This is a genomic window from Nocardiopsis sp. JB363 (genome assembly GCF_900143625.1).
Lineage (GTDB): Bacteria > Actinomycetota > Actinomycetes > Streptosporangiales > Streptosporangiaceae > Nocardiopsis.
Window position 1 is genome coordinate 1 of record NZ_FRFF01000072.1, and the last position, 20,133, is coordinate 20,133.

A 20,133-nucleotide genomic window follows, 5' to 3' on the forward strand; every position below is an offset into this window, starting at 1 on the left:
GCCCCCGTTGTGCTTCTTCTGCTTTGCGTTTCCGCTGGGCTTTTGAAGCGACTCTTCGAAGTTTACATGCTCCGAGCACCGCTCGAACCAGGTTGCTGTGAAGAGGATGTCTGTGATCGCGGCCCGGTTCTGAACGTGAACCCTGAGGTTCGTACGTTCGCCGTCCCGCAGCGACTCTTACGAGTTTAGGGGTCTCGGGGGCAGACGTCAAGTCAGGACCCGGATCGGATGCCTTCGCGGCGATCCGGGCCTCGGTCGCCCCGGTTCGGGCGGCTTCTCAAGGCCCCTGACGTGCGCGATCCTCACACCGGGTCCGCGTGGTCACGTCGGCTGTTGTCGAACATCGGCATCATGCCCTGTTCGTACCCGACCCAAACCCGGGTTTTCCTCGGGACGAGGAAGGGGCCGACCTCCACTCGGAGATCGGCCCCTCTGTGAGCGGATCGCCCTCACCCGCGCAGGACGACGCCGCCGACGTTGCGCTTGCCCTTGCGCAGGACGACGAAGCGGTCCTGGAGCACGTCGTCGGCGGACAGCTTGGCCTCGACGTCGGTGACCTTGACGTTGTTCACGTACGCGCCACCCTCCTGGATCGCCCGGCGGGCCGCGGACTTGCTCGGGGTCAGCCCGCTCTGGGCGAACAGGTCGGTGACGAGCAGGTCGGTGACCTGCCCCTCCACCTCGGTCTTGGGCACCTCGGACAGTGCGGAGTCCAGGGTGCGCGCGTCCAGCTCGGAGAGATCGGCACGGCCGAAGAGGGCCAGGCTGGCCTCCTTGACCTTGCGGGTCTCCTCCTCGCCATGAACCAGCGTGGTGAGCTGCTCGGCGAGAGTGCGCTGGGCGGCACGGGCCTGGGGACGCTCCTCGGTCTGGCGCTCCAGGTCGGCGAGCTCCTCCTGGGACAGGAAGGTGAACACCTTGAGGTAGCGGGCGACGTCGCGGTCGTCCGCGTTGAACCAGAACTGGTAGAAGGCGTACGGCGAGGTGAGTTCGGGGTCGAGCCAGACGGTGCCGGACTCGGTCTTGCCGAACTTGGTGCCGTCGGCCTTGGTCAGCAGGTTCGTGGTGAGGGCGTGCGCGGGGCCGTGCGGCTCGTTGCCCTCCATCCGACGGACCAGGTCGAGACCGGCGGTGATGTTGCCCCACTGGTCGGATCCGCCGGTCTGCAGGACACAGCCGTAGCGCCGGTAGAGCTGCACGTAGTCGTAGGACTGGAGCAGCACGTAGCTGAACTCGGTGTAGCTCATGCCCTCCCCGTCGAGACGACTCTTGACCGTCTCGCGGGCCAGCATCTGGTTGATGCTGAAGTGCTTGCCGACGTCGCGGAGCAGCTCGATGGCGTTGATCTCGCCGAGCCAGTCCCCGTTGTTCGCCAGGATCGCGTCGGTGGGGGCGGGCCGCTCCCCCTCCGGCGTGAATCGCAGGAAGGACGACAGCTGGCCGGCGAGGTTGCGGACCCAGCCCTGGACCGTCTCCACGGAGTTCATCTGCCGCTCGGCACTGGGCTTGGGGTCTCCGATGAGACCGGTGCCCCCGCCCACGAGGGCGAGGGGGCGGTGCCCGGCCCTCTGGAAGCGGGCCAGGGTGAGCGCTTGGATGAGGTGGCCGACGTGCAGGCTCCCCGCGGTCGGGTCGAAGCCGCAATAGAGGGTGATCGGACCATCGGCCAGCGCCTTGCGGAGTGCGTCAAGGTCGGTCGTCTGCGCGATGAGTCCGCGCCACTGGAGTTCGTCGATGATGTCGATCACTGTGTAGCTCTCTGTCGGATAGGTGGGCCCACGGCCCGATCTGCTTAGCAGTCTAGGTCGGCGCACCGGGTGCCTCACCCGAATTTCCGTTCGGTGCGCCCTTGACCGCTGAAGCTAATAGCATTAGCTTTTAAGCTAATACCCATAACCAACATGGAGGAGCACCGGCCATGCACCAGCTATCGCGGCCCGAGGGACGCATCGCCTACGACCTGTACGAGGGGGACGGCGACGGGACCCTCGTGGTCTGCGTTCCCGGCATGTTCGACCACCGCGCGTCCTTCCGCTTCGTCGGCCGGGCCCTGGCCGCCGCCGGGTACAGGGTCGCCGTCATGGACCTGCGCGGCCACGGGGACAGCGACATCACCTTCACCGCCCACGACAGCCGCGCGGCCTCGTCCGACGCGATCGCCCTGGCCGAGGAACTGGGCGGGGAGCGAGTGATCATGGTCGGCAATTCCATGGGCGCCGCCGCGGTGACGATCGCCGCCATCGATCGACCGGACCTGGTCGCCGGCATCGCCCTGCTGGGTCCGTTCCTGCGACAGCCCTCCCTCGGTCTGCCGACGCGGGCCATGATGCGGATCCTGCTCACCCGCCCCTGGGCGCCGTGGGCCCTCACCTTCTGGTACGACCGACTGCACGTCGGGCGCACCCCGGAGGGCCACGACGAACAGAAGGAGCGAGTCCTGCGGATGCTGCGTCCAGCGGACCGCTTCCGGGCGATCGCGGCGACGATCAACGCGTCCAACGAGACCGTCGACTCCACCGACGGGATGATCGCCGAGGCGGTCGTCATCATGGGCGAGGGGGACCCCGATTGGAAGGACCCGGGAGCCGAGGCGCGCTGGGTCTCCTCCGTGGTGGGCGGCCGGCTCGTGATGGTGCCCGACTGCGGTCACTACGCCCAGGCTCAGCGACCGGACGTGGTCGCCCCCGTCCTGGTGGACCTGATCGAGCGGGCGGTCGCCGATGCCTAGAGCCGGCCTGACCCCGGAGGTGGTCGTCACCGAGGCCTCCCGGCTGTGCGACGAGCGAGGGTTCGAGGCGCTCTCGCTGGCCGCTGTGGCCAAACGGCTGGGGGTGGCCACACCCAGCCTCTACAAACACGTCCCGGGGTTGGCCGAGCTGCGCCGCCGGGTGGCGTTGGGGGCCGTGGACGACTTGACCGAACGGCTGCGCGCGGCCGCGGTCGGGCTCTCCCGTGGTGCCGCCGTACGCGCTCTCTTCACGACGTTCCGGGTGTACGCGCACGCGCACCCCGGGCGTTACACGGCGCTACAGCGGGAGGCCCCGTCACCGGAGGACGCCGAGACCTACGCGGCGTTCGCCCGCCCGGTCGAGGTCATCGCCTCGATCCTTCGGGGGTTCGACATTCCGCAGGACCGCGCGGTGCACGTCATCCGGGCTCTGCGCAGTGCCCTGCACGGGTTCATCGACCTGGAGACGCACGGCGGGTTCCAGATGCCGGAAAGCCTCGACGAGAGCTACGCGCTGCTGGTGGACGGCTTCGTCCGGATCCTCGAACAATGGCCCGAGGCGGACAGGGCCTGAGGTTCTCCGGGACTCTTCGATGGTCCAAGCTTGGAGTATCCGTTACCTTCTCTCCGCTGGTCGGGGAGCACAGATGTTGGAGTCTCCCGCATGTCGAAGCAGTCCTCTCCCGGGGGCCGAAAGCCGAAGTCCAAGTCGGCGGCCGTCATCAGCGCGTTGGTCGGCGTGGTCGTGGTCGCCGTCTTCGTGTTGCAGCAGATGGGGGTGATCGATCTGGAGGGCGACGGTACCTCCACCGAGCCACAGGGCGCTCCCGGTAACATCTCGGCCTCCGACCTCGACCAGGCCCGTGAACGCGTCGAGGAGATCCGTGTCGAGGAGGAGAGCGACCCCGGCGGCTACGACCGGTCGTTGTTCCCGCACTGGAGCGAAGAGGACGGCTGCACGACGCGCGAGGTGGTGCTGGAACGCGACGGCGAGGGTGTGCGGACCGACGAGGATTGCCGGCCGACCTCCGGCAGCTGGTTCAGCCCCTACGACGGTGAGACCTTCGACGACGCCTCGGATCTCGACATCGACCACATGGTCGCTCTGAAGGAGGGGTGGCGGTCGGGCGCCCACGAATGGTCGACCGAGGACCGCGGGCAGTTCGCCAACGACCTGGACACCACCCAACTGTGGGCCGTGAGCGCCTCGACCAACCGTTCCAAGGGCGACGCCGACCCGTCGGACTGGCTGCCGCCGCTGGAGTCGTCGCACTGCGACTACGTGGTCTCGTGGATCGAGGTCAAGCACGAGTGGGATCTGAGCATGGACCCGGATGAGGAGACCGCGGTGCGCGAGGTGCTGGAGAGCTGCTAGAGATCGGCCGGGACCACTCCCCTGGCGGTGGCGAGCAGTCCCTCCTCTCCCACGAGCCCCGAGGCGTCGCGGACCTCCACCGCGACGCCTTCGCCCGGGACCCAGAAGGCCTCGGTGTCGCCGTACAGTCCGGGAGCGCCGTCGTCCCGGGTCAGGTCGGTGAGCTCCCAGTCGTCGGGGTCGCGTTCGTGGTAGCGGGCGAGGAAGGCCCGGACCGCGGCCAGGTCGACGAGTTCGTCGCCGCGCAGCACCAGGACCTGGAGCACCACCTGGAATCCGCCGCTCTCCTTGGCCTGTTCCCAGACCCTTGAGGTGAAGGCCACGTCCTCCCACTCGTAGGTGAAGTCGGCGGCCGAGGCCTGCGGCCCGACCGGGTCGGGCAGGTGCGTGACGGTGAATCCGTCCAAGGGTCCTCCTCGGGGTCCTGCGGCCGGTGCGGCCGCGGTGAGCACGAGTGCGAGTACGACGGCCAGGACCGTCGGGGCCCACCTGGTCAGGGACATTGCGCCTCCACCGGTGACCACGGGACCCTCCCGCGCCACCCTTTCCATCGTCGGCGCGGCGGCGGCCCGGTACCAGGGTGTCCTCGAACCTGTGGATAACTCCGGTCCGACACACCCTAGTGAGAGGGTCGGTGCCCGGCCACGTGCGAGTCGTAGAGGAACTCGGCGATCGCGAGGGAGGAGGTCGCCGCGGGTGAGGGCGCGTTGCGCACGCACACCACCCGCCCGTGTGTGTCCACGTGGAAGTCGTCCAGCAGGGAACCGTCCCGGCCGAGTGCCTGGGCGCGCACCCCGGCGGGGGCGGGGCGCAGGTCGGCGGTGGTGATCTCGGGCAGCAACCGGCGCGCCTGCGCCGCGAACACCGCTCGGGACGCCGAAACGACCGTCTCGCGCGCACCCACCGTCCAGTGTCGACGGGCCAGCCGCCAGAAACCGGGCCAGGCCAGGGTCCGGCCGAGTTCACGGGCGCGCAGATCGCGGGCGCGATATCCCTCCAGCGCGGTGGCCAGGATCGCGTTCGGCCCGGCCATGACCTCGCCGTGGACGTGGCGGGTCAGGTGCACGCCGAGGAAGGGGTAGCGCGGGTCGGGCACCGGGTACAGGAGGCCGCGGACCAGGTCCCGGCGTTCGGGGACGATCTCGTGGTAGTGCCCCCGGAAGGGGACGACACGGGGGTCGGGGTCGGCCCCGGCCATGCGCGCGAGTCGGTCGCTGTGCAGACCACCGCAGAGCACGAGCCGATCGAAACGGTGGATGATCCGCTCGCCTTGGGGGTCTCCGGTGAGGACCTCGGCACCATCGTCGTCTTGCCGCAGGTCCAGCACAGGGGTGTTGAGCAGTACCCGTCCCCCTCCCCTGCGGACGTCGTCGGCGAGCTGTTCGGCGACGGCGACGAAGTCCGTGATGGCGGTGGTGGGCGAGTGGAGCCCCGCCAGGCCCACCGCGTGGGGTTCGATGTCGCGGATGCCGTCGGGGCCCAGGCGCGTGACGTCGGGGACGCCGTTCTCCTTGGCCCTTTCCTCGATGTCGTCGAGGCGGGCCTCGTCTTCGGCGTTGACGGCGACCAGGAGCTTGCCGGCCTCGCGGTAGGGCAGGTCGTGCTCGGCGCAGTACTCGCGGAGCATTCCGACGCCTCGGCGGCAGAGGGTGGCTTTGAGGGACCCGGGCCGGTAGTAGAGGCCGGCGTGGACGACGCCGCTGTTGTGTCCGGTCTGGTGCGCGGCGACCCGGTTCTCCTTCTCCAGGACGGTGACCCGGGTGCCGGGGCGGTGGAGGGTGATGTGGCGGGCCAAGGCCAGTCCGACGATGCCCGCTCCGATGATGCCGATGTGTTCGGTGCTGCGCATGGGCGCACGCTAGCAACACGGTGGTGGAGCGATGGGAGCGGGTGCCGGAGGCGGGTGTTACAGGGAGTGCAGTCCGACGAGGACGGCGTGCAGGATGTCCTGGCGTTCCAGGGGCCGTGAGGGACCACAGCGTTGGAGGGCTCCCTCAGCGACCATGGCGGCGACCATGGTGCGGACCTGGCCGACCGGAAGGCCGACCTCGGCGACGAGTTCTGCGATGGTCCGGGCGCTCAGGGCGTGGGCGAGGATGGCTTCGCGCTCGGGTCTGAGCCCCTCCTTCGGACTCGGGGTTCTGGCGGCCACGACCAGGGAGAGCAGGTCGAGATCGGCCGGCCCGTTCTCAGGCGGGATGTCCGGTTCCCCGAAACCCGCGTCGATGGCGTAGGGGCGGAGGAACCGTTCGTTCTCCGCGGCTTCCTCGGTGTCCCGACCTCGGGAGAAGGTCCCGGTGTGGTCGAAGGCGTCTCTTTCCGGACGGCGGGCGTGCCGGCCCTCAGCGTTCACTGCGTCCTCCTGGTGGCGTCTGGGTCGGGAGCGGCGCGATCCCGTGGGGGCCGGACGGACCGAGGTGGCTCTGTGGGCCCGAAGCGCCCACGGTCCATTGCGGCCCGGAGTGGACGGGCGGCCCCTGGGGAGCGGAGGCCCCGACCCCGTTGCCGGCGTGCCCGTTCACGGGACCGGAGACGGTGAGCGGGTTGTCGACGGGTTCGAGCAGGCCGTCGGGGATCAGGGCGGTCGCTCGGGTCCCCCCGTAGGGCGAGGGGTGGAGCCAGACCCTGATGCCGTGGCGTTCGGCGAGGCGGGCCACGACGAACAGACCCAGGCGCGGGTCGTCGGGCAGCGCCATCACGTCGAATTCCGGGGGCCTGGTGAGGGTCCGCTCAGCGGCCGCGTACCCCTGTTCGGACATGCCCAGGCCCCGGTCCTCGATCTCCACCAACAGCCCTTCGGGGGCCGGGGCGCAGCCGACGTCCACCGGGGTTCCCGCCGGGGAGAACTGGGCGGCGTTCTCGACGAGTTCGGCCAGCAGGTGGACGATGTCGGCGACGGCCTGCCCGTGCATGAGGACACGGGGCGCGGAGGTGAGGCGGACCCGTTCGAAGTCCTCGGTCTCGGCGATGGCCGCGCGCAGCACGTCCACCACGGGGCGGGGTTGGCGCCAGCGCCGGGCGGACTGCCCGCCACCGAGGATGATGAGGTTGTCGGCGTAGCGGCGTGCCCGCGTGGCCAGGTGGTCCAGGCGGAAGAGACGGCGCAGGGCGTGGGGATCCTGTTCGTTGTACTCGATCTCGTCGAGCAGGCGCAGTTGGCGCTGGACAAGGGTCTGATTGCGAAAGGCGATGCCGAGGAAGGCCCGGTTGGCGCCGCGACGGATCTCCGCTTGGCGGACGGCGGCCTCCACCGCGGTGATCTGGGCGCTGTCGAAGGCCTCGGCGACCTGACCGATCTCGTCGTCCCCTTGCTCGTCCAGGGGCGGCAGTTCGTCGATGACGTCGACCTTGTGACCCAGTTGGGCGCGCTCGACGATGTCGGGCAGGTCCGCGTCCCGTTCCATGATCTGCTCGCGCAGCCCGGAGAGGCGTTCGCTGAGGCGGCGGGAGGAGCGACCGACCAGGGCGATGGCGGTCGCGCCCCCGAGAAGGGTGATGGCGGCCCCGGCGGCGTACATCCAGATTTCGAGGACGGCGGCGCTCCAGGCCAGGTCGACGGTCCTTTCGGTCTGGGACCGGGTCAGCTCGCCCAAGGCCTCGACGGAGTCGGTGGAGGAGGCGTCCCACTCGGCCGCACCCACCTCCACGGAGGAGTTCCACTCGCTCAACGGTCCGCCGTCGACCTCGTCGACGCCTTCGGCGACCGGGGGGCGGGTGACCACGCGTCGGCTGAGCCGTTCGGTCTCGGTCCAGGCGGCGCCTTCGGTGATCGCCTCGTGGTCACGGCTCACCTCGGGGTGCATGCCGTGGATGGCGCCGTCGAAGGTGGCCCGGTAGGAGGCGGTGAGATAGGTGAAGTGGGCCGTCTCCTCGTAGCCCATCCGACCGGCGGCGATGGCCCCGGCCAGGAGAGCGTCGGCGGTCGAATAGTCCTCGTACGCGTTGAGGAGTTCACGGGTGAGGACGGCGTCGGTGAGGTTCTCCCCCACTCCGGTGGAGTGGACCAGGGCGACGGAGGTGCTCTGGAGGGTTTCAACGAGGGCGCCGTAACCGACCAGGATCTCCTCGCGGGCTCCGGAGGGGGCGTCGACCGATTCGCGCAGCATGGCGAGGCCCTCGGTGGCCTCGGTGATCTCGGCGGCGCCGCGACGGACCTCACCGTCTCGGTCCTCGAAGCCCGCGGACAGATCGACCGCGCTCTCCAGGGCCTCGTCGGTGCGGCCGCGCTGTTGGTCGAGCGCTTCCCGGACGGTGGAGGTGTCACCGGCGTCCTGGGCACCCAGGTGCACGACGGACAGTCGGCGTTCGGTGCGCAACTCTTCGGCCGCCGCGGACAGGACCTCGGTCCCCTGGCGTGTCTGTCCGATGTCGCCCACGAACCGGGCGGACTGGACCGCGCCGACGGTGGCGATGATCAACCAGAGCGCGAGGAAACACAGGCTCGGGATCAACACGATGCGGGTGAGTTGCCCGCGGATCGTCCGGGTGGACGCGTGGTTTCTGCGCATGGCCCCCTCCGGCCCGTGCGGGTGCCGGGGCATTCCGTGGAGGTGCCGCGGCGGCTTTCGGTCCTGCCGAGGCTATCGAAAAAACATTGCCGTACGTTGCCGAATAATCACAAACAGTTATCCATGCAGGTGCGAAAACCGGTCCGAAACGTGTTAGGTGGACCGGAACCCCCGGATGAACACCCAGGTCACGGCGGATGGGAACAGAACAGGACCGCCTGGATCTCCGGGCGGTCCTGTTCTGGAACCCTCAGGCCATGGGCGTGTCGCGCCCTCAGGCCTCGGGGCGGTGTCGGGAACCCACCGGCGCGGGCAGTTCCTCGGCGGTCGGGGGCTGTTCCACCCCCAGGGAGTTGAGCACCTCGGCGTAACGCAGGGCCGCGATCTTGCCGAGCAGGCTGTCGGAGCCCATCGATGTGCCCGGTCGGGCCCCGAAGCGCTCGGCGAGGTCCGCCAGGCGCTCTGCCGGGAACTCCGGCCCCAGGGCACTGGGCGCGATGACGGGACGCCGACTGCCGCCCTGATGCAACTGGCCCATGACCTGTTCCATCGAGGCCTCGTTCTCCAGGTCGGCGGGCAGAACGGTCAGGCCCAGGCGGGCCGCGAGCAGAACCGCGGTCACACCGGCGGCGCCCACGGCCCCCTCCCCGCCGACGGCACCGACGACGACGCCGTCGGCCATGGTCGTGTTGCGGGCGGTGACGCTGATGAGTCGCATCCGGTCGGCGCGGACGTACCCGGCCTCGGCCAGGCGAAGGTGGAGGACCTCGGCGAGCATCGGGTGCGGGCCGAGTCCTTCGGTCACCCGGACGTTGGCATCGGTCTCGGAGACCGCGGTCTCGATCGCGTTGCTGGTGGCCAGGTGCGGGGCGGTGACCAGCGGGACCACCACACCGGCGAGCGGCCGGTCGTCTCCGTCGCGCAGGTCGGTGAGGGCCTCGGTCAGGGTCTGACGGTCGCCCTCGATGTGTCCGTAGCGGATGGTGACCTCGGGGCGGTAGGCCCGAACGAGGTCGGCCATCCGGGCGCCGATCGACTCACCGTCGGCCCCCAGGGCCTGTTCGGCCGTGCCCGGCACCGCCATGATCAGAGCGGGGGTACCGAACCAGTTATCGAAGGACAACGGGTTGCGGTGACGTCCAGAGCGCCGCTTGGGCAGTTCACGTGGGGGAAGTCGGTCAGAGTTTCGCATACCAGGATTCAGACGAGAGGGCGGATGGGTGCGCATGAACAAAGCAGGGGTGACTGCGGCGACATTGTAGCGTTCAACACCACATTCAGGGGCGTTCACCCTGAACGTATACCGGTTCGGCCCCCTCTCGTTGCCCGGGGGCGCCCCGGTCAGCCGCTCAAGGCGGGCCGGCGGCCCTCGATGACGTGGGTCACCAGACGGACGAGGACCTCCTTGGCCGAGGCGCGTTGACGCGCGTCCGACATCAGCACCGGTACGTGTGCCGGGACGTCGAGGGCTTCGCGCACCTCCTCGGTCTCATAGGAGGTGGCGCCGTCGAAGCGGTTGACCGCCACCACGAAGGGAACCTCGCGGCGTTCGAAGAAGTCGACGGCGTGGAAACAGGTGTCGAGTCTGCGGGTGTCGGCCAGGACCACGGCGCCCAACGCGCCTTCGGCGAGTTCGTCCCACATGAACCAGAAGCGGTCCTGGCCGGGTGTGCCGAAGAGGTAGAGGACGACGTCCTGGTCGATGGTGATGCGGCCGAAGTCCAGAGCGACCGTGGTGGTGGACTTGGACTCCACCCCGGAGAGGTCGTCCACGCCGTAGCCCGCCTCGGTCATCACCTCCTCGGTGCTGAGAGGGGTGATCTCGCTGACGGCGCCGACCAAGGTGGTCTTGCCTGCGCCGAACCCTCCGGCGACGATGATCTTGACTGCCTGCGGGATCGCCTCTTGGGCGTCCGGCCGGTTTTCAGAGTCTGCGGATGCCATCGAGTACCGCCTGAAGCACTTTCTTCTCGGGAAGCTTGGTCATGGGCGTGTCCGCCCGGGTCCGGACGTCGCCCTGGGCGATCAGGTCACCCAAGAGGACCCTGACGACGGTCAGGGGGATGTCCAGGCGCGCGGAGACCTCCGCGACCGAGATCGGGCGACGACACAGGTCGAGGATTTCCTGACGTTCGGGGTCTTGAGGGCGCCCGTCGTGATCACCCACCGCCATCACGATCGTGATCATGTCCAGCCGCCCGCCCTCGGTGGGAGGCCGGGTGCGGCCCTTGGTGATGGTGTAGGGACGCACCAACGGACCGGCGGGAGCGTCCCCCGGACGCGCACCCGAGGTGGGACCTTCGGAGGTGGGGTGGCCTCTCCCCCAGTGCCGGGTGCGGTCTCGACCGTGGAACGGTCCCCGCCCCCGCGCACCTCGCCGTTCATGTGCGGCGCTCATGAGCCGGCACCTCCCGTGGACGTGAGTTGCCCTGGACGGCGGGGCGCGGCGGTGAGGAATTGGCCGACCCGCTTGACCCGGAGGTTCATTTCGTAGGCGACCAGTCCGACGTCCGCGTCCTCGGTCGCCAGCACCGCCAGGCAGGCGCCCTCGCCCGCGGCGGTGACGAACAGGTAGGAGTGCTCCATCTCCACCACGGTCTGTCGGACGTCTCCGCCGCCGAAGTGCCGCCCGGTGCCCCGTGCCAGGCTTTGAAAGGCCGAGGCCAGGGCCGATAGGTGTTCGGCGTCCTCGGCGCCGAGGTCCCGGGATCGGCCGAGCAGTAGTCCGTCGGCCGACAACACGATCGCGTGACCGGCGCCGACGACACGGTCCACCAGGTCGTCGAGGAGCCAGTCCAGGTTGTCCGCAGCCTTGCTCTTGCCCACCATCTCAGTCGCTCTCTCCCGTGTGGTCGTCGGCAGCTGCACCGACCTGGTCTTCGCTTCCGTGTCCGAGACCGTCGGCGCCGAGGTCCTCGGCCCGACCGCGTCGAGTTCCGGCACTGAAGGCGTTCATCATGCGGCGTGCCTGTTCCGGGCTGCGCTGTGTCGCCGACGCGGACTCGGCGGGGGCACTGTCCCGGAGCCGTGGCGCCAGGCTGGCCTGCTTACGACGTCGAGGCAGTCCCTCCCGGTCGGGGCCCGCGCCGACCCTCGCGGATTCGATCTGCGACACCCGGTCGTCCTGCCGCTCCGGTCCCTCGCCTGTGGCACGCCTCGCGTTCCGTCGGGGCAGTGGCGCGTTCCCGCTTTGCGGGTGGGGGACCTGGCGGAGCGTGGGCGGCCGGGTGAGTTCCTCCCCGGCGCGGGGAGCGACTTCCTCGTGGTGTTCGGGCACCGGCCGCAGGATCGGGCGTCCGGGCCTGGTCCCCGCCTCGGTGGCGAGCAGATCGGCGGCGTCGGGCTCCGCCTCGGGACCGCCGGATCCGTTCGCGCCGGACCGGGCCAGGGCGGTGATCCCGGCCAGGTCGTGCGAGGGGCCGGAGGCCACCAGGTCGCCCGGGATCAGTACGACGGCCCTGGTGCCCCCGTAGGGCGAGGGGCGCAACTGCACCCCGATGTCGTATTTGCGCGCCAGGCGGGCCACCACGAACAGGCCGAGTCGACCGTCGGTCCCGGGGGTCATCATGTCGAACTCGTGGGCGTGGGCGAGGGTGCGCTCGGCCTCGCGCAGTACCTCCTCGGTCATGCCCAGGCCGCGATCCTCGATCTCGATCGCCACGCCCTTGGGGACGGTGCCGGTATCGATGGTGACGTCGGTGTGCGGCGGTGAGTAGGCGGTGGCGTTCTCCACCAGTTCGGCGAGCAGGTGGATGACGTCGGCCACGACGGACCCCACCAGGGACAGCTCGGGCGCGGAGGTGAGTTCGACGCGGGCGTACTCGTCGGTCTCGGAGATGGCGCCGCGCAGGATGTCGACGAGAGGCACGGGGTGGCGCCAGCGCCGGCCCGGCCGACCCCCGCCCAGGATGATGAGGTTCTCGGCGTGCCGACGTCCACGCGTGGCCAGGTGGTCGAGCTGGAAGAGGCTTTCGAGCAGGTCGGGATCCTCCTCCTCGCGTTCGACCCGGTCCAGGAGCTGGAGTTGGCGTTGGACCAGCGACTGGTTGCGATGGGCGATTCCGAGGAAGACCCGGTTGACCCCGGCCCGGATGTCGGCCTGCTTGACGGCGGCGGCCACGGCGGTGCGTTGGGCGGTGTTGAAGGCGTCGGCGACCTGACCGACCTCGTCGCCGCCGTGGTCGAGCTGTTTCATCTCGGTGTCCAGGTCCACCGGTTCTCCGGCCTCCAGGCGGCGCACGATCCTGGGCAGGTCGGTGCGGGCCATGGCCAGGGTCTGGGCCCGGAGGGTGGCCAGGCGGTGGGTGAGCCGGCCGGCCGAACGTGCCGCGACACCGTAGGCGACGGTGCCGGCGAACAGCGAGGTGATGCCTCCGCCCACGGCGAGGGTGAACATCCAGGAACTGGACGATTCGGTGGCCTCGACCACGGCGTCCGCGCGTTCCGCGGCCGTGGCGGCCAGGACCTGCTCGATCCGATCGGCCGAGGCACGCCAATCGCCGAGTCCCGTGGGGACGGAACGATCGTGGACCCGTTCACCGGTGAGGGGGTCGATCTCGACCGTGCCCTCGTGGTGGGCGAGGGTGCCGGCGATCTCCGTCGCCCGCACCCAGGACGCCGAGTCCAGGAGTTCGGCGACCTCGTCGGAGCCCTCACCCTCGGACGCGGCCAAGGCTTCCAGGCGACCGGACACCTCCCCGTTCAGGGAGGCGAGGTCGGCCCGGCGGCCCGGGTCCAGGTCGCCTTCGGTCAACACCCCGCTGACGACGGCGTCGGCGTGGGCGAATCCCTCCTGGGCCCAGAGCAGGTCCCCGGTGGTCGCGGCTTCGAGGGCGGCGGGGCCGTCGTCGAGTCCGCGGACGGAGTGCTCGTAGAGGCGGACTCCCAGCCGCGCGGCCTCGGTGTACACCCGCATGGTGTCCTCGGCCTCCCCCGGTTCGACGAGGTCGGCGGCGCGCGTCTCCTCGACCGCCGAGAGGGACTCCTGGAAGGCGCTCGCGCGCGGGTCCGGGTTCTCGGGGTCGCCTTCGAGGATGTCCCAGACCTCGCGCACCCCCTCCAGGGCGGTGTCGGTCTCCCCCGCCGCCGCGGCCCACACGCCGCGGCGGTCCGCGTCGGGACGGGCGAGGTATTGGGCGCTCACCCGTCGTTCGTGTTGGAGCGCGGTGAGCGCGGTGGTGAGTTCGGCGGCGGCCCGGCCGTCGGTGACCGAGGAGCGCAGGGAGACCGCCTGGGCGAGGGTGGCCGAGCTGAGCACCAAGAACAGCACGAGGAAGGTGATGCCGGGGATCAGCACGATGCGGTTGAGCTGTGTTCTGATCCCGGACCCCGGACCTGCGAACTGTCCCACTGTGCTCCTCCCCCGGCCATGGCCGCGGGCACCGAACAGCACGCGTCGGAGTGGCGGTTCCCGCGCCGATGATCACGTTGTGCGCAGAGGGGAACACGCGTGGTGCCCGCAGTGTCAGGACGCTATCGCACTCCCCCCGGCGGCGTACGGGGAATTCCACATCGGTCGTGGAAACCGTGCCACCTCGGGTGATGCGGTCGTCAGGGGCGGCCTCACGAACGCGCGTGGGCGCGCGTCCCGGTGGACGCGCGCCCTGTCCTCTCAGGAGACGAAGCCCTTGCGGTGTTCCTCGATGGCGGAGCGCAGCCGTTCCAATTGCTCGGCGACCCGGACCGGGGCGGTGCCGCCCTTGCCCGAGCGGGAGGCGAGGGAACCGGGGACGGTGAGGACCTCGCGGACGGCCGGGGTGAGGTGTTCGGAGATCGCGGCGAAGTCGGCGTCGGTCAGGTCGGGCAGGTCGGTGCCGCGTTCCTCGCACACGCGCACGCAACCGCCCGCGATCTCGTGGGCGTCCCGGAAGGGCACCCCTTCGCGGACCAGCCACTCGGCGATGTCGGTGGCCAGGGAGAAGCCCTGCGGGGCGAGTTCGGCCATCCGGTCGGTGTGGAAGGTCAGGGTGGCGACCATGCCGGTCATGGCGGGCAACAGCAGGTGGAGGTTGTCCACGGCGTCGAAGACCGGCTCCTTGTCCTCCTGTAGGTCCCGGTTGTAGGCCAACGGCAGACCCTTGAGGGTGGTGAGCAGGCCGGTGAGGTCACCGATGAGGCGACCGGCCTTGCCGCGGGCCAGCTCGGCGACGTCGGGGTTCTTCTTCTGCGGCATGATCGACGAACCCGTGGAGAAGGCGTCGTCGAGGGTGATGAAGGAGAACTCCTTGGTGGCCCAGAGGATGATCTCCTCGGACAGGCGGGACAGGTCCACGCCGATCATCGCGGTGACGAACGCGAACTCGGCGACGACGTCACGTGCGGCGGTGCCGTCGATGGAGTTCTCCACGGAGTCGGGGAACCCGAGTTCGGTGGCGACCTCCTCCGGGTCCAGTCCGAGGGAGGAACCGGCCAGCGCACCGGACCCGTAGGCGGAGACGGCGGCGCGACGGTCCCAGTCCCGGAGCCGTTCGACGTCACGGACCAGCGGCCAGGCGTGCGCCATCAGCTGGTGGCCGAGCAGTACCGGCTGGGCGTGCTGCAGGTGCGTGCGGCCGGGCATGGCGGCGTCGGGGTGGGCGCCGGCCTGGTCGGCGAGGGCGCGCACCAGGTCCAGCAGGGCGTCGGCGATGGAGCGGGCCTCCTCGCGCAGGTACATGCGGACCAGGGTGGCGATCTGGTCGTTGCGGGAGCGTCCCGCGCGCAGCCGTCCGCCGAGTTCGGTGCCGACCCGCTCGATGAAGCCGCGTTCGAGCGCGGTGTGCACGTCCTCGTCCTCCAGGACGGGGGTGAACTCCTCTGAGGCCACGTCGACCTCCAACCGGTCGAGTCCCTCGATCATGCGGTCGAGTTCGTCGGCGTCGAGCAGCCCGGCGCGGTGCAGGGCGCGGGCGTGGGCGCGCGATCCCGCGATGTCGTGGCGGGCCAGCCGCCAGTCGAAGTGGGTGCTCAGCGACAGGCGGGCCAAAGCCTGGTCCGGTCCGCCCTCGAAGCGGCCGCCCCACAGGCGCAGGGCCTCGGGCTGGTCGGCCATGGTGTTCTCCTTGAGTGTTCGGTCGGTGTGGACGGTGCGGGCGCCGTCAGGGTCTGCGGTCGGCCAGTCGGAGGAGGGCGGCGGCCAGCTCCTCACCGCCCCGGGGGTCGCGGGAGATCACCAGGATGGTGTCGTCTCCGGCGATGGTGCCGAGGATGGCGTGGAAGTCGGTGTGGTCGATGGCCGACGCCAGGAACTGCGCGGCCCCGGGCGGGGTGCGCACGATGACCATGTTGGCGGAGGCCTCGGCGGAGACGAGCAGGTCCTCGGCGAGCCGGTTCAGGCGGGCGCCGGAGACCTGTTCGAGGTCGAAGTTGTCGGGGCGGGTGCGTTGGAGGCGCTCGCCGCCCTCTCCGGGAAGGACGTAGGCCAGGTTGCCGTCGGCGGTGCGGAGTTTGACCGCACCGAGTTCGTCCAGGTCCCGGGAGAGGGTGGCCTGGGTGACCTGCACCCCGGCCGCGGCCAGGCGTTTGGCCAGCTCGCCCTGGGACCGGACGTCCTGGCGGGTGAGGACGCCCGTGATGCGTGCGTGTCTGGCGGCCTTGGTCATGGGGGCGGTGGCGCCGCCGTCGTTGCTCGTCATTCCCGGGTCGGCAGCTTGTCGTTCTCCTCCAGGAGGAACGCCAGGAGGGCCTTCTGGGCGTGGCGACGGTTCTCGGCCTCGTCCCAGACCACGCTCCGGGGTCCGTCGATGACCCCGGCGGTGATCTCCTTGCCGCGGTAGGCGGGCAGGCAGTGCAGGACGATCGACTCGGGGTGGGCGGCGTCCATGAGCGCCTCGTCGACGATGAAGGGTCGGAAGAGGGCCTCGCGGGACTCCTTCTCCTCTTCCTGGCCCATGGAGACCCAGGTGTCGGTGGCGACCACGTCCGCGTTCTCGGCGGCCTCCCGGGCAGCGGTGGTGACGGTGATCGACCCTCCGGTGGCGGCGGCGACCTCCCGGGCTCGGGTGAGGACGACTGGGTCGGGGTGGGAGCCCTCCGGTGCGCCGATCCGCACGTGCATGCCCGCCGTGGCGCCGCCGAGCAGGTAGGAGTGGGCCATGTTGTTGGCGCCGTCGCCCACGTAGGCGAGGGTGAGGCCGGCCAGTGCTCCCTTGTGCTCCCGGATCGTCTGCAGGTCGGCGAGGATCTGGCAGGGATGGAACACGTCGGTGAGGGAGTTGACCACCGGCACGTCGATGTGACGGGCCAGGTTCTCCAGGTCGGCTTGGGCGAAGGTGCGCCAGACGACGGCGGCGACCTGGCGTTCCAGGACCCTGGCAGTGTCCTCCAGGGGTTCGCCACGGCCCATCTGGGTGCTGCCGGAGTCCAGGATGAGCGGGCTTCCGCCCAGGTCGGCGACGCCCACGGAGAAGGACAGGCGAGTCCGGGTGGAGGGTTTGTCGAAGAGGAGGGCGACGGTGCGCGGCCCGGCCAGGGGCCGGTGACCGAAACGGTCCCTCTTCATCTCATCGGCCAGGTCCAGGACACGGGCCTGTTCCTCGGGGGTGAGGTCGTCGTCACGCAGGAAGTGGCGGGTCATGCTTGCTGCTCCTTCGTCGCGGCGGCCTCGGCCGCGTCCAGGATCGTCGGCAGGGCCTCGATGAACACACCGATCTCCTCGGGTGTGATGACCAGGGGCGGGGCGATGCGGATGGCGTCGGGGGCCACCGCGTTGACGAGGAACCCGCGGACCGCGGCCTGCTCCTGTACGTGGGCGGCGTGCGGACCGCTGAGTTCCAGGGCCCGCCACAGACCACTGCCGCGCTGGCCGGCCAACAGGGGGTGGTCGATCCCTTCGAGCTGCTCGGCGAGTACTCCGCCCATGGCCCGAACGTGCTCCAGCAGGTTCTCGTCCTCGATGGTGTCGATGACCGCGAGCGCGGCGGCGCAGGCCACCGGGTTGCCGCCGAAGGTGGATCCGTGGTCGCCCTTGTGGAAGGCGTCGGCGAAGCGACCGAAGCCGAGGGTGGCGCCGATGGGCAGGCCACCGCCCAGGCCCTTGGCGAGGGTGAGCACGTCGGGGCGCACGTCGTCGGCCTGGTGGGCGAACCACGCGCCGGTACGGCCGATGCCGCTCTGGATCTCGTCGAGGACGAAGGCGGCGCCGGTGCGGTCGCACAGGGCTCGGACGCCGGCGAGGTAACCCTCGGGGGCGGGGACGACCCCGGCCTCTCCCTGAGTGGGTTCGAGGAAGACGGCGACGCAGTGCTCGTCGACGGCCTCGGTGAGCGCGTCGAGGTCACCGTGCGGGACGAAGCGCACGTCCATGCCGAAGGGACCGAAGGGTTCGCGGATGGCGTCCTTGCCGGTGAGGGCGAGCGCGCCGGAGCTGCGGCCGTGGAAGCCGTTGCCCGCGGCGACGAAGTAGTGCCTGGCGGGACCGGCGGCGCGCTTGACCAGTTTCAGGGCGGCTTCGTTGGCCTCGGTTCCGGAGTTGGAGAGGAAGACCTTGGCGTCTCCCCCCGCCAGGGCGATGAGGCGTTCGGCGAGCTGGACCTCGCGTTCGTGCACGAACAGGTTGCTGGTGTGGGCGAGGGTGGCCGCTTGGCGTGCGACCGCCTGGACCAGGGCGGGATGTCCGTGTCCCAGGGCGGAGACGGCGATGCCCGCGATGAGGTCGAGGTACTGACGGCCGTCGGCGTCGTAGACCTCGCAACCGCGCCCGAGGGAGAGGGCGATCGGGGGGACCCCGTAGTTGGGCATGAGCGAGGCTTCGAAGCGCCCCCTCAGTTCGCTGCTGGTCACTTTGTCTCTCCCGGGTTCGTGCCGTTGGTGTGGGTGGGGCGCCAGGGGCGCGGATAGTGGCCGGTGCCGCCGAGCAGCTCGGCCTCCAGCTCCTCGTCGGCGACCATCGTGCCCACGCCCCGGTCGGTGAAGACCTCCAGGAGCAGGGAGTGCGGGACCCGGCCGTCGATGATGTGGGCTTGGGGAACGCCGCCCTCGACCGCTCGCAGGCACGCCTCCATCTTGGGGAGCATGCCCGAGGACAGGGAGGGCAGCAGGGCGCGCAGTTCGTCCACGTTCAGCCGGCTGATGAGGTCGGTGTTGGCCGGGTAGTCGGCGAACAGGCCCTCGACGTCGGTGAGCATGATGAGTTTGCTGGCGCCGAGCGCGACCGCGAGCGCGGAGGCCGCGGTGTCGGCGTTGATGTTGTAGACGCCGCCGTCGTCGGCGCGGGCGACGCTGGAGACGACGGGGATGCGACCGTCGGCGATGAGCGCGGAGACCGCACCGGGGTCCACCCCCTTGACCTCGCCGACCCGACCGATGTCGAGCTTCTCGCCGTCGACCTCCACGCTCTTGCGCTCGGCGTACAGGAGGTTGGCGTCCTCACCCGACATACCGACGGCGAAGGGGCCGTGTTGGTTGATCAGGCCGACGATCTCGCGATTGACCTGGCCGGTGAGGACCATGCGGACGATGTCCATGGCGTCGTCGGTGGTGACGCGCAGACCGGCGGTGAACGTGGACTCCACCCCGGAGCGTTCGAGCATGGCGCTGATCTGGGGGCCACCGCCGTGGACGACGACGGGACGCAGTCCGGCGTAGTGCAGGAAGACGATGGACTCGGCGAAGCGGACCCGCAGTTCCTCGCTGACCATGGCGTTACCGCCGTACTTGACCACGACGGTGCGTCCGTGGAAGCGCGAGAGCCAGGGCAGCGCCTCGATGAGGTTGGCCGCTTTGTCCAGGGCCCGGGCCTGCTCCTGTGAGGTGCGGGAGTTCATGCGGTGACCTGCTTGTCTTCGGTTGTGGGGGGATCGGCGGCGAGTTGGGCGGCGAGTTCGGCGCATACCCGGGCCAGGAGGTCGCGGACGACGTCCTCGTCCGTCGGGCCCTCGGCGGCTCCACTGGCCAGGAACAGCACCGTGTCGTTGGTGCCGGTCAGTGGCGCGAAGACCTTCGCGGTGGCCTCCTCGACCATGGCCTGGCACTGGTGGTGGTCCAGGTCGGCGTCGGTGGTGAGGACGCACAGGACGGATCCCACGGAGGGGTCGGGGCCCTTGGCCATACCGCCGACCGTGACTCCCCCACCACGCCGGAAGGCGATCTTGGCGACGGTGTCGTTGGTGCGGATGGCGTCGGCGGCGGCCAGGCCACCACCGCGTCCGGCTTCGGCGACGGCCCTGGTGAGGCCTTCGTCGAGGGTCTTCAGGGGTGGTCTGGTCCCCACGGGGCCGGCCGCGCACAGCACGATCTCGGCGGCGGAGTCCTTGAGCAGTTCGGCGGCGTGTTCGGCTTCGGAGTGGGCGTCCTGGAAACCGGGCGGCCCGGTGCCGGCGTTGGCGCAGCCGGCGTTGAGGACCACGGCGCGCACTCGTCCGCCCGAGACGACCTGGCGGGACCACAGCGCCGGCGGGGCCGGGTCCGAGTGGGTGCCGAAGACGACTCCGGCGGCCCGGGAGGGCCCGTCGTTGACCACGAAGGCGACGTCACGGCGGCCGTCGGGGACGATTCCGGCGTGGACGCCCGCGGCGCGAAAGCCCAGGGGTGCGGTGACACTCATG

At 70.3% G+C, this 20,133-nt stretch carries 19 protein-coding genes; 3 read left to right on the plus strand and 16 right to left on the minus strand.

All coding sequences use genetic code 11. The features are described 5' to 3' along the window. Window positions 1-449: 449 nt before the first annotated feature. On the minus strand, window positions 450-1,748 hold the full coding sequence (gene tyrS / locus BQ8420_RS10800) for a tyrosine--tRNA ligase (RefSeq protein WP_087097944.1): 1,299 nt from the start codon (window positions 1,746-1,748) through the stop codon (window positions 450-452). A gap of 170 nt (window positions 1,749-1,918) precedes the next feature. Here tyrS and BQ8420_RS10805 point away from each other — a divergent pair, with 170 nt between their 5' ends. The 3 genes from BQ8420_RS10805 (at window position 1,919) to BQ8420_RS10815 (ending at window position 4,103) form a co-directional block, all read left to right on the plus strand. Next, window positions 1,919-2,728 carry an alpha/beta fold hydrolase gene (locus BQ8420_RS10805; RefSeq protein WP_087097946.1) on the plus strand — a complete coding sequence of 270 codons (810 nt, stop codon included), beginning with the start codon at window positions 1,919-1,921 and terminating at the stop codon, window positions 2,726-2,728. Continuing rightward, window positions 2,721-3,302: a TetR/AcrR family transcriptional regulator gene (locus BQ8420_RS10810; RefSeq protein WP_087097948.1), complete on the plus strand. Its 582-nt coding sequence runs from the start codon at window positions 2,721-2,723 to the stop codon at window positions 3,300-3,302. The genes BQ8420_RS10805 and BQ8420_RS10810 overlap by 8 nt, the downstream gene beginning before the upstream one ends. A gap of 90 nt (window positions 3,303-3,392) precedes the next feature. After that, window positions 3,393-4,103: an HNH endonuclease family protein gene (locus tag BQ8420_RS10815; RefSeq protein WP_087097949.1), complete on the plus strand. Its 711-nt coding sequence runs from the start codon at window positions 3,393-3,395 to the stop codon at window positions 4,101-4,103. Here BQ8420_RS10815 and BQ8420_RS10820 read toward each other — a convergent pair. From BQ8420_RS10820 to BQ8420_RS10890, 15 genes are all read right to left on the minus strand, one after another. Beyond that, window positions 4,100-4,606, minus strand: coding sequence for a hypothetical protein (locus tag BQ8420_RS10820; RefSeq protein WP_087097951.1), 507 nt, complete (start codon window positions 4,604-4,606; stop codon window positions 4,100-4,102). The genes BQ8420_RS10815 and BQ8420_RS10820 overlap by 4 nt on opposite strands. 116 nt (window positions 4,607-4,722) lie before the next feature. Next, a complete protein-coding gene (lhgO, locus tag BQ8420_RS10825) occupies window positions 4,723-5,952 on the minus strand; it encodes an L-2-hydroxyglutarate oxidase (RefSeq protein ID WP_087097953.1) in 1,230 nt (409 codons plus the stop codon). A gap of 57 nt (window positions 5,953-6,009) precedes the next feature. Then, window positions 6,010-6,456, minus strand: coding sequence for a DUF742 domain-containing protein (locus BQ8420_RS10830; RefSeq protein ID WP_087097955.1), 447 nt, complete (start codon window positions 6,454-6,456; stop codon window positions 6,010-6,012). Next, complete coding sequence (locus BQ8420_RS10835) at window positions 6,446-8,611, minus strand: nitrate- and nitrite sensing domain-containing protein (protein ID WP_087097957.1); 2,166 nt, start codon at window positions 8,609-8,611, stop codon at window positions 6,446-6,448. Before BQ8420_RS10835 ends, BQ8420_RS10830 begins: the two co-directional genes overlap by 11 nt. Window positions 8,612-8,885: 274 nt before the next feature. Then, the gene (locus BQ8420_RS10840) at window positions 8,886-9,803 is read right to left on the minus strand and encodes a sirohydrochlorin chelatase (protein ID WP_087097959.1); all 918 of its coding nucleotides are present in this window, start codon (window positions 9,801-9,803) and stop codon (window positions 8,886-8,888) included. A 149-nt stretch (window positions 9,804-9,952) separates the two neighbouring features. Further along, window positions 9,953-10,555, minus strand: coding sequence for an ATP/GTP-binding protein (locus tag BQ8420_RS10845; protein ID WP_087097961.1), 603 nt, complete (start codon window positions 10,553-10,555; stop codon window positions 9,953-9,955). Continuing rightward, on the minus strand, window positions 10,536-11,009 hold the full coding sequence (locus BQ8420_RS10850; protein WP_087097963.1) for a DUF742 domain-containing protein: 474 nt from the start codon (window positions 11,007-11,009) through the stop codon (window positions 10,536-10,538). Before BQ8420_RS10850 ends, BQ8420_RS10845 begins: the two co-directional genes overlap by 20 nt. Continuing rightward, window positions 11,006-11,440: a roadblock/LC7 domain-containing protein gene (locus tag BQ8420_RS10855; RefSeq protein WP_087097965.1), complete on the minus strand. Its 435-nt coding sequence runs from the start codon at window positions 11,438-11,440 to the stop codon at window positions 11,006-11,008. Before BQ8420_RS10855 ends, BQ8420_RS10850 begins: the two co-directional genes overlap by 4 nt. A gap of 1 nt (window position 11,441) precedes the next feature. Beyond that, window positions 11,442-13,961, minus strand: a complete 2,520-nt coding sequence (locus tag BQ8420_RS10860; RefSeq protein ID WP_087097967.1) for a nitrate- and nitrite sensing domain-containing protein — start codon at window positions 13,959-13,961, stop codon at window positions 11,442-11,444. A gap of 261 nt (window positions 13,962-14,222) precedes the next feature. Continuing rightward, window positions 14,223-15,641: an argininosuccinate lyase gene (argH, locus tag BQ8420_RS10865; RefSeq protein ID WP_087097968.1), complete on the minus strand. Its 1,419-nt coding sequence runs from the start codon at window positions 15,639-15,641 to the stop codon at window positions 14,223-14,225. Between the two features lie 46 nt (window positions 15,642-15,687). Next, window positions 15,688-16,224, minus strand: a complete 537-nt coding sequence (locus BQ8420_RS10870) for an arginine repressor (protein ID WP_087097971.1) — start codon at window positions 16,222-16,224, stop codon at window positions 15,688-15,690. Beyond that, window positions 16,221-17,165: an ornithine carbamoyltransferase gene (argF, locus tag BQ8420_RS10875; RefSeq protein ID WP_087097973.1), complete on the minus strand. Its 945-nt coding sequence runs from the start codon at window positions 17,163-17,165 to the stop codon at window positions 16,221-16,223. Before argF ends, BQ8420_RS10870 begins: the two co-directional genes overlap by 4 nt. Further along, a complete protein-coding gene (locus BQ8420_RS10880; protein ID WP_087097975.1) occupies window positions 17,162-18,370 on the minus strand; it encodes an acetylornithine transaminase in 1,209 nt (402 codons plus the stop codon). Before BQ8420_RS10880 ends, argF begins: the two co-directional genes overlap by 4 nt. Next, window positions 18,367-19,353, minus strand: coding sequence for an acetylglutamate kinase (argB, locus tag BQ8420_RS10885; RefSeq protein ID WP_087097978.1), 987 nt, complete (start codon window positions 19,351-19,353; stop codon window positions 18,367-18,369). The genes BQ8420_RS10880 and argB overlap by 4 nt, the downstream gene beginning before the upstream one ends. Continuing rightward, window positions 19,350-20,132 (minus strand): bifunctional ornithine acetyltransferase/N-acetylglutamate synthase, encoded by a 783-nt coding sequence (locus BQ8420_RS10890; protein WP_087097980.1) that lies wholly within the window; start codon window positions 20,130-20,132, stop codon window positions 19,350-19,352. Before BQ8420_RS10890 ends, argB begins: the two co-directional genes overlap by 4 nt. Window position 20,133: the final 1 nt, after the last annotated feature.

Coding starts and splice junctions, on each gene's coding strand:
- BQ8420_RS10890 (WP_087097980.1), bottom strand. CDS start 20,132: ATGAGTGTCACCGCACCCCTGGGCTTTCGCGCCGCGGGCGTCCACGCC.
- BQ8420_RS10870 (WP_087097971.1), bottom strand. CDS start 16,224: ATGACGAGCAACGACGGCGGCGCCACCGCCCCCATGACCAAGGCCGCC.
- argF (WP_087097973.1), bottom strand. CDS start 17,165: ATGACCCGCCACTTCCTGCGTGACGACGACCTCACCCCCGAGGAACAG.
- BQ8420_RS10820 (WP_087097951.1), bottom strand. CDS start 4,606: ATGTCCCTGACCAGGTGGGCCCCGACGGTCCTGGCCGTCGTACTCGCA.
- argH (WP_087097968.1), bottom strand. CDS start 15,641: ATGGCCGACCAGCCCGAGGCCCTGCGCCTGTGGGGCGGCCGCTTCGAG.
- BQ8420_RS10855 (WP_087097965.1), bottom strand. CDS start 11,440: ATGGTGGGCAAGAGCAAGGCTGCGGACAACCTGGACTGGCTCCTCGAC.
- BQ8420_RS10845 (WP_087097961.1), bottom strand. CDS start 10,555: ATGGCATCCGCAGACTCTGAAAACCGGCCGGACGCCCAAGAGGCGATC.
- BQ8420_RS10810 (WP_087097948.1), top strand. CDS start 2,721: ATGCCTAGAGCCGGCCTGACCCCGGAGGTGGTCGTCACCGAGGCCTCC.
- argB (WP_087097978.1), bottom strand. CDS start 19,353: ATGAACTCCCGCACCTCACAGGAGCAGGCCCGGGCCCTGGACAAAGCG.
- BQ8420_RS10850 (WP_087097963.1), bottom strand. CDS start 11,009: ATGAGCGCCGCACATGAACGGCGAGGTGCGCGGGGGCGGGGACCGTTC.
- lhgO (WP_087097953.1), bottom strand. CDS start 5,952: ATGCGCAGCACCGAACACATCGGCATCATCGGAGCGGGCATCGTCGGA.
- BQ8420_RS10805 (WP_087097946.1), top strand. CDS start 1,919: ATGCACCAGCTATCGCGGCCCGAGGGACGCATCGCCTACGACCTGTAC.
- BQ8420_RS10835 (WP_087097957.1), bottom strand. CDS start 8,611: ATGCGCAGAAACCACGCGTCCACCCGGACGATCCGCGGGCAACTCACC.
- BQ8420_RS10840 (WP_087097959.1), bottom strand. CDS start 9,803: ATGCGAAACTCTGACCGACTTCCCCCACGTGAACTGCCCAAGCGGCGC.
- BQ8420_RS10815 (WP_087097949.1), top strand. CDS start 3,393: ATGTCGAAGCAGTCCTCTCCCGGGGGCCGAAAGCCGAAGTCCAAGTCG.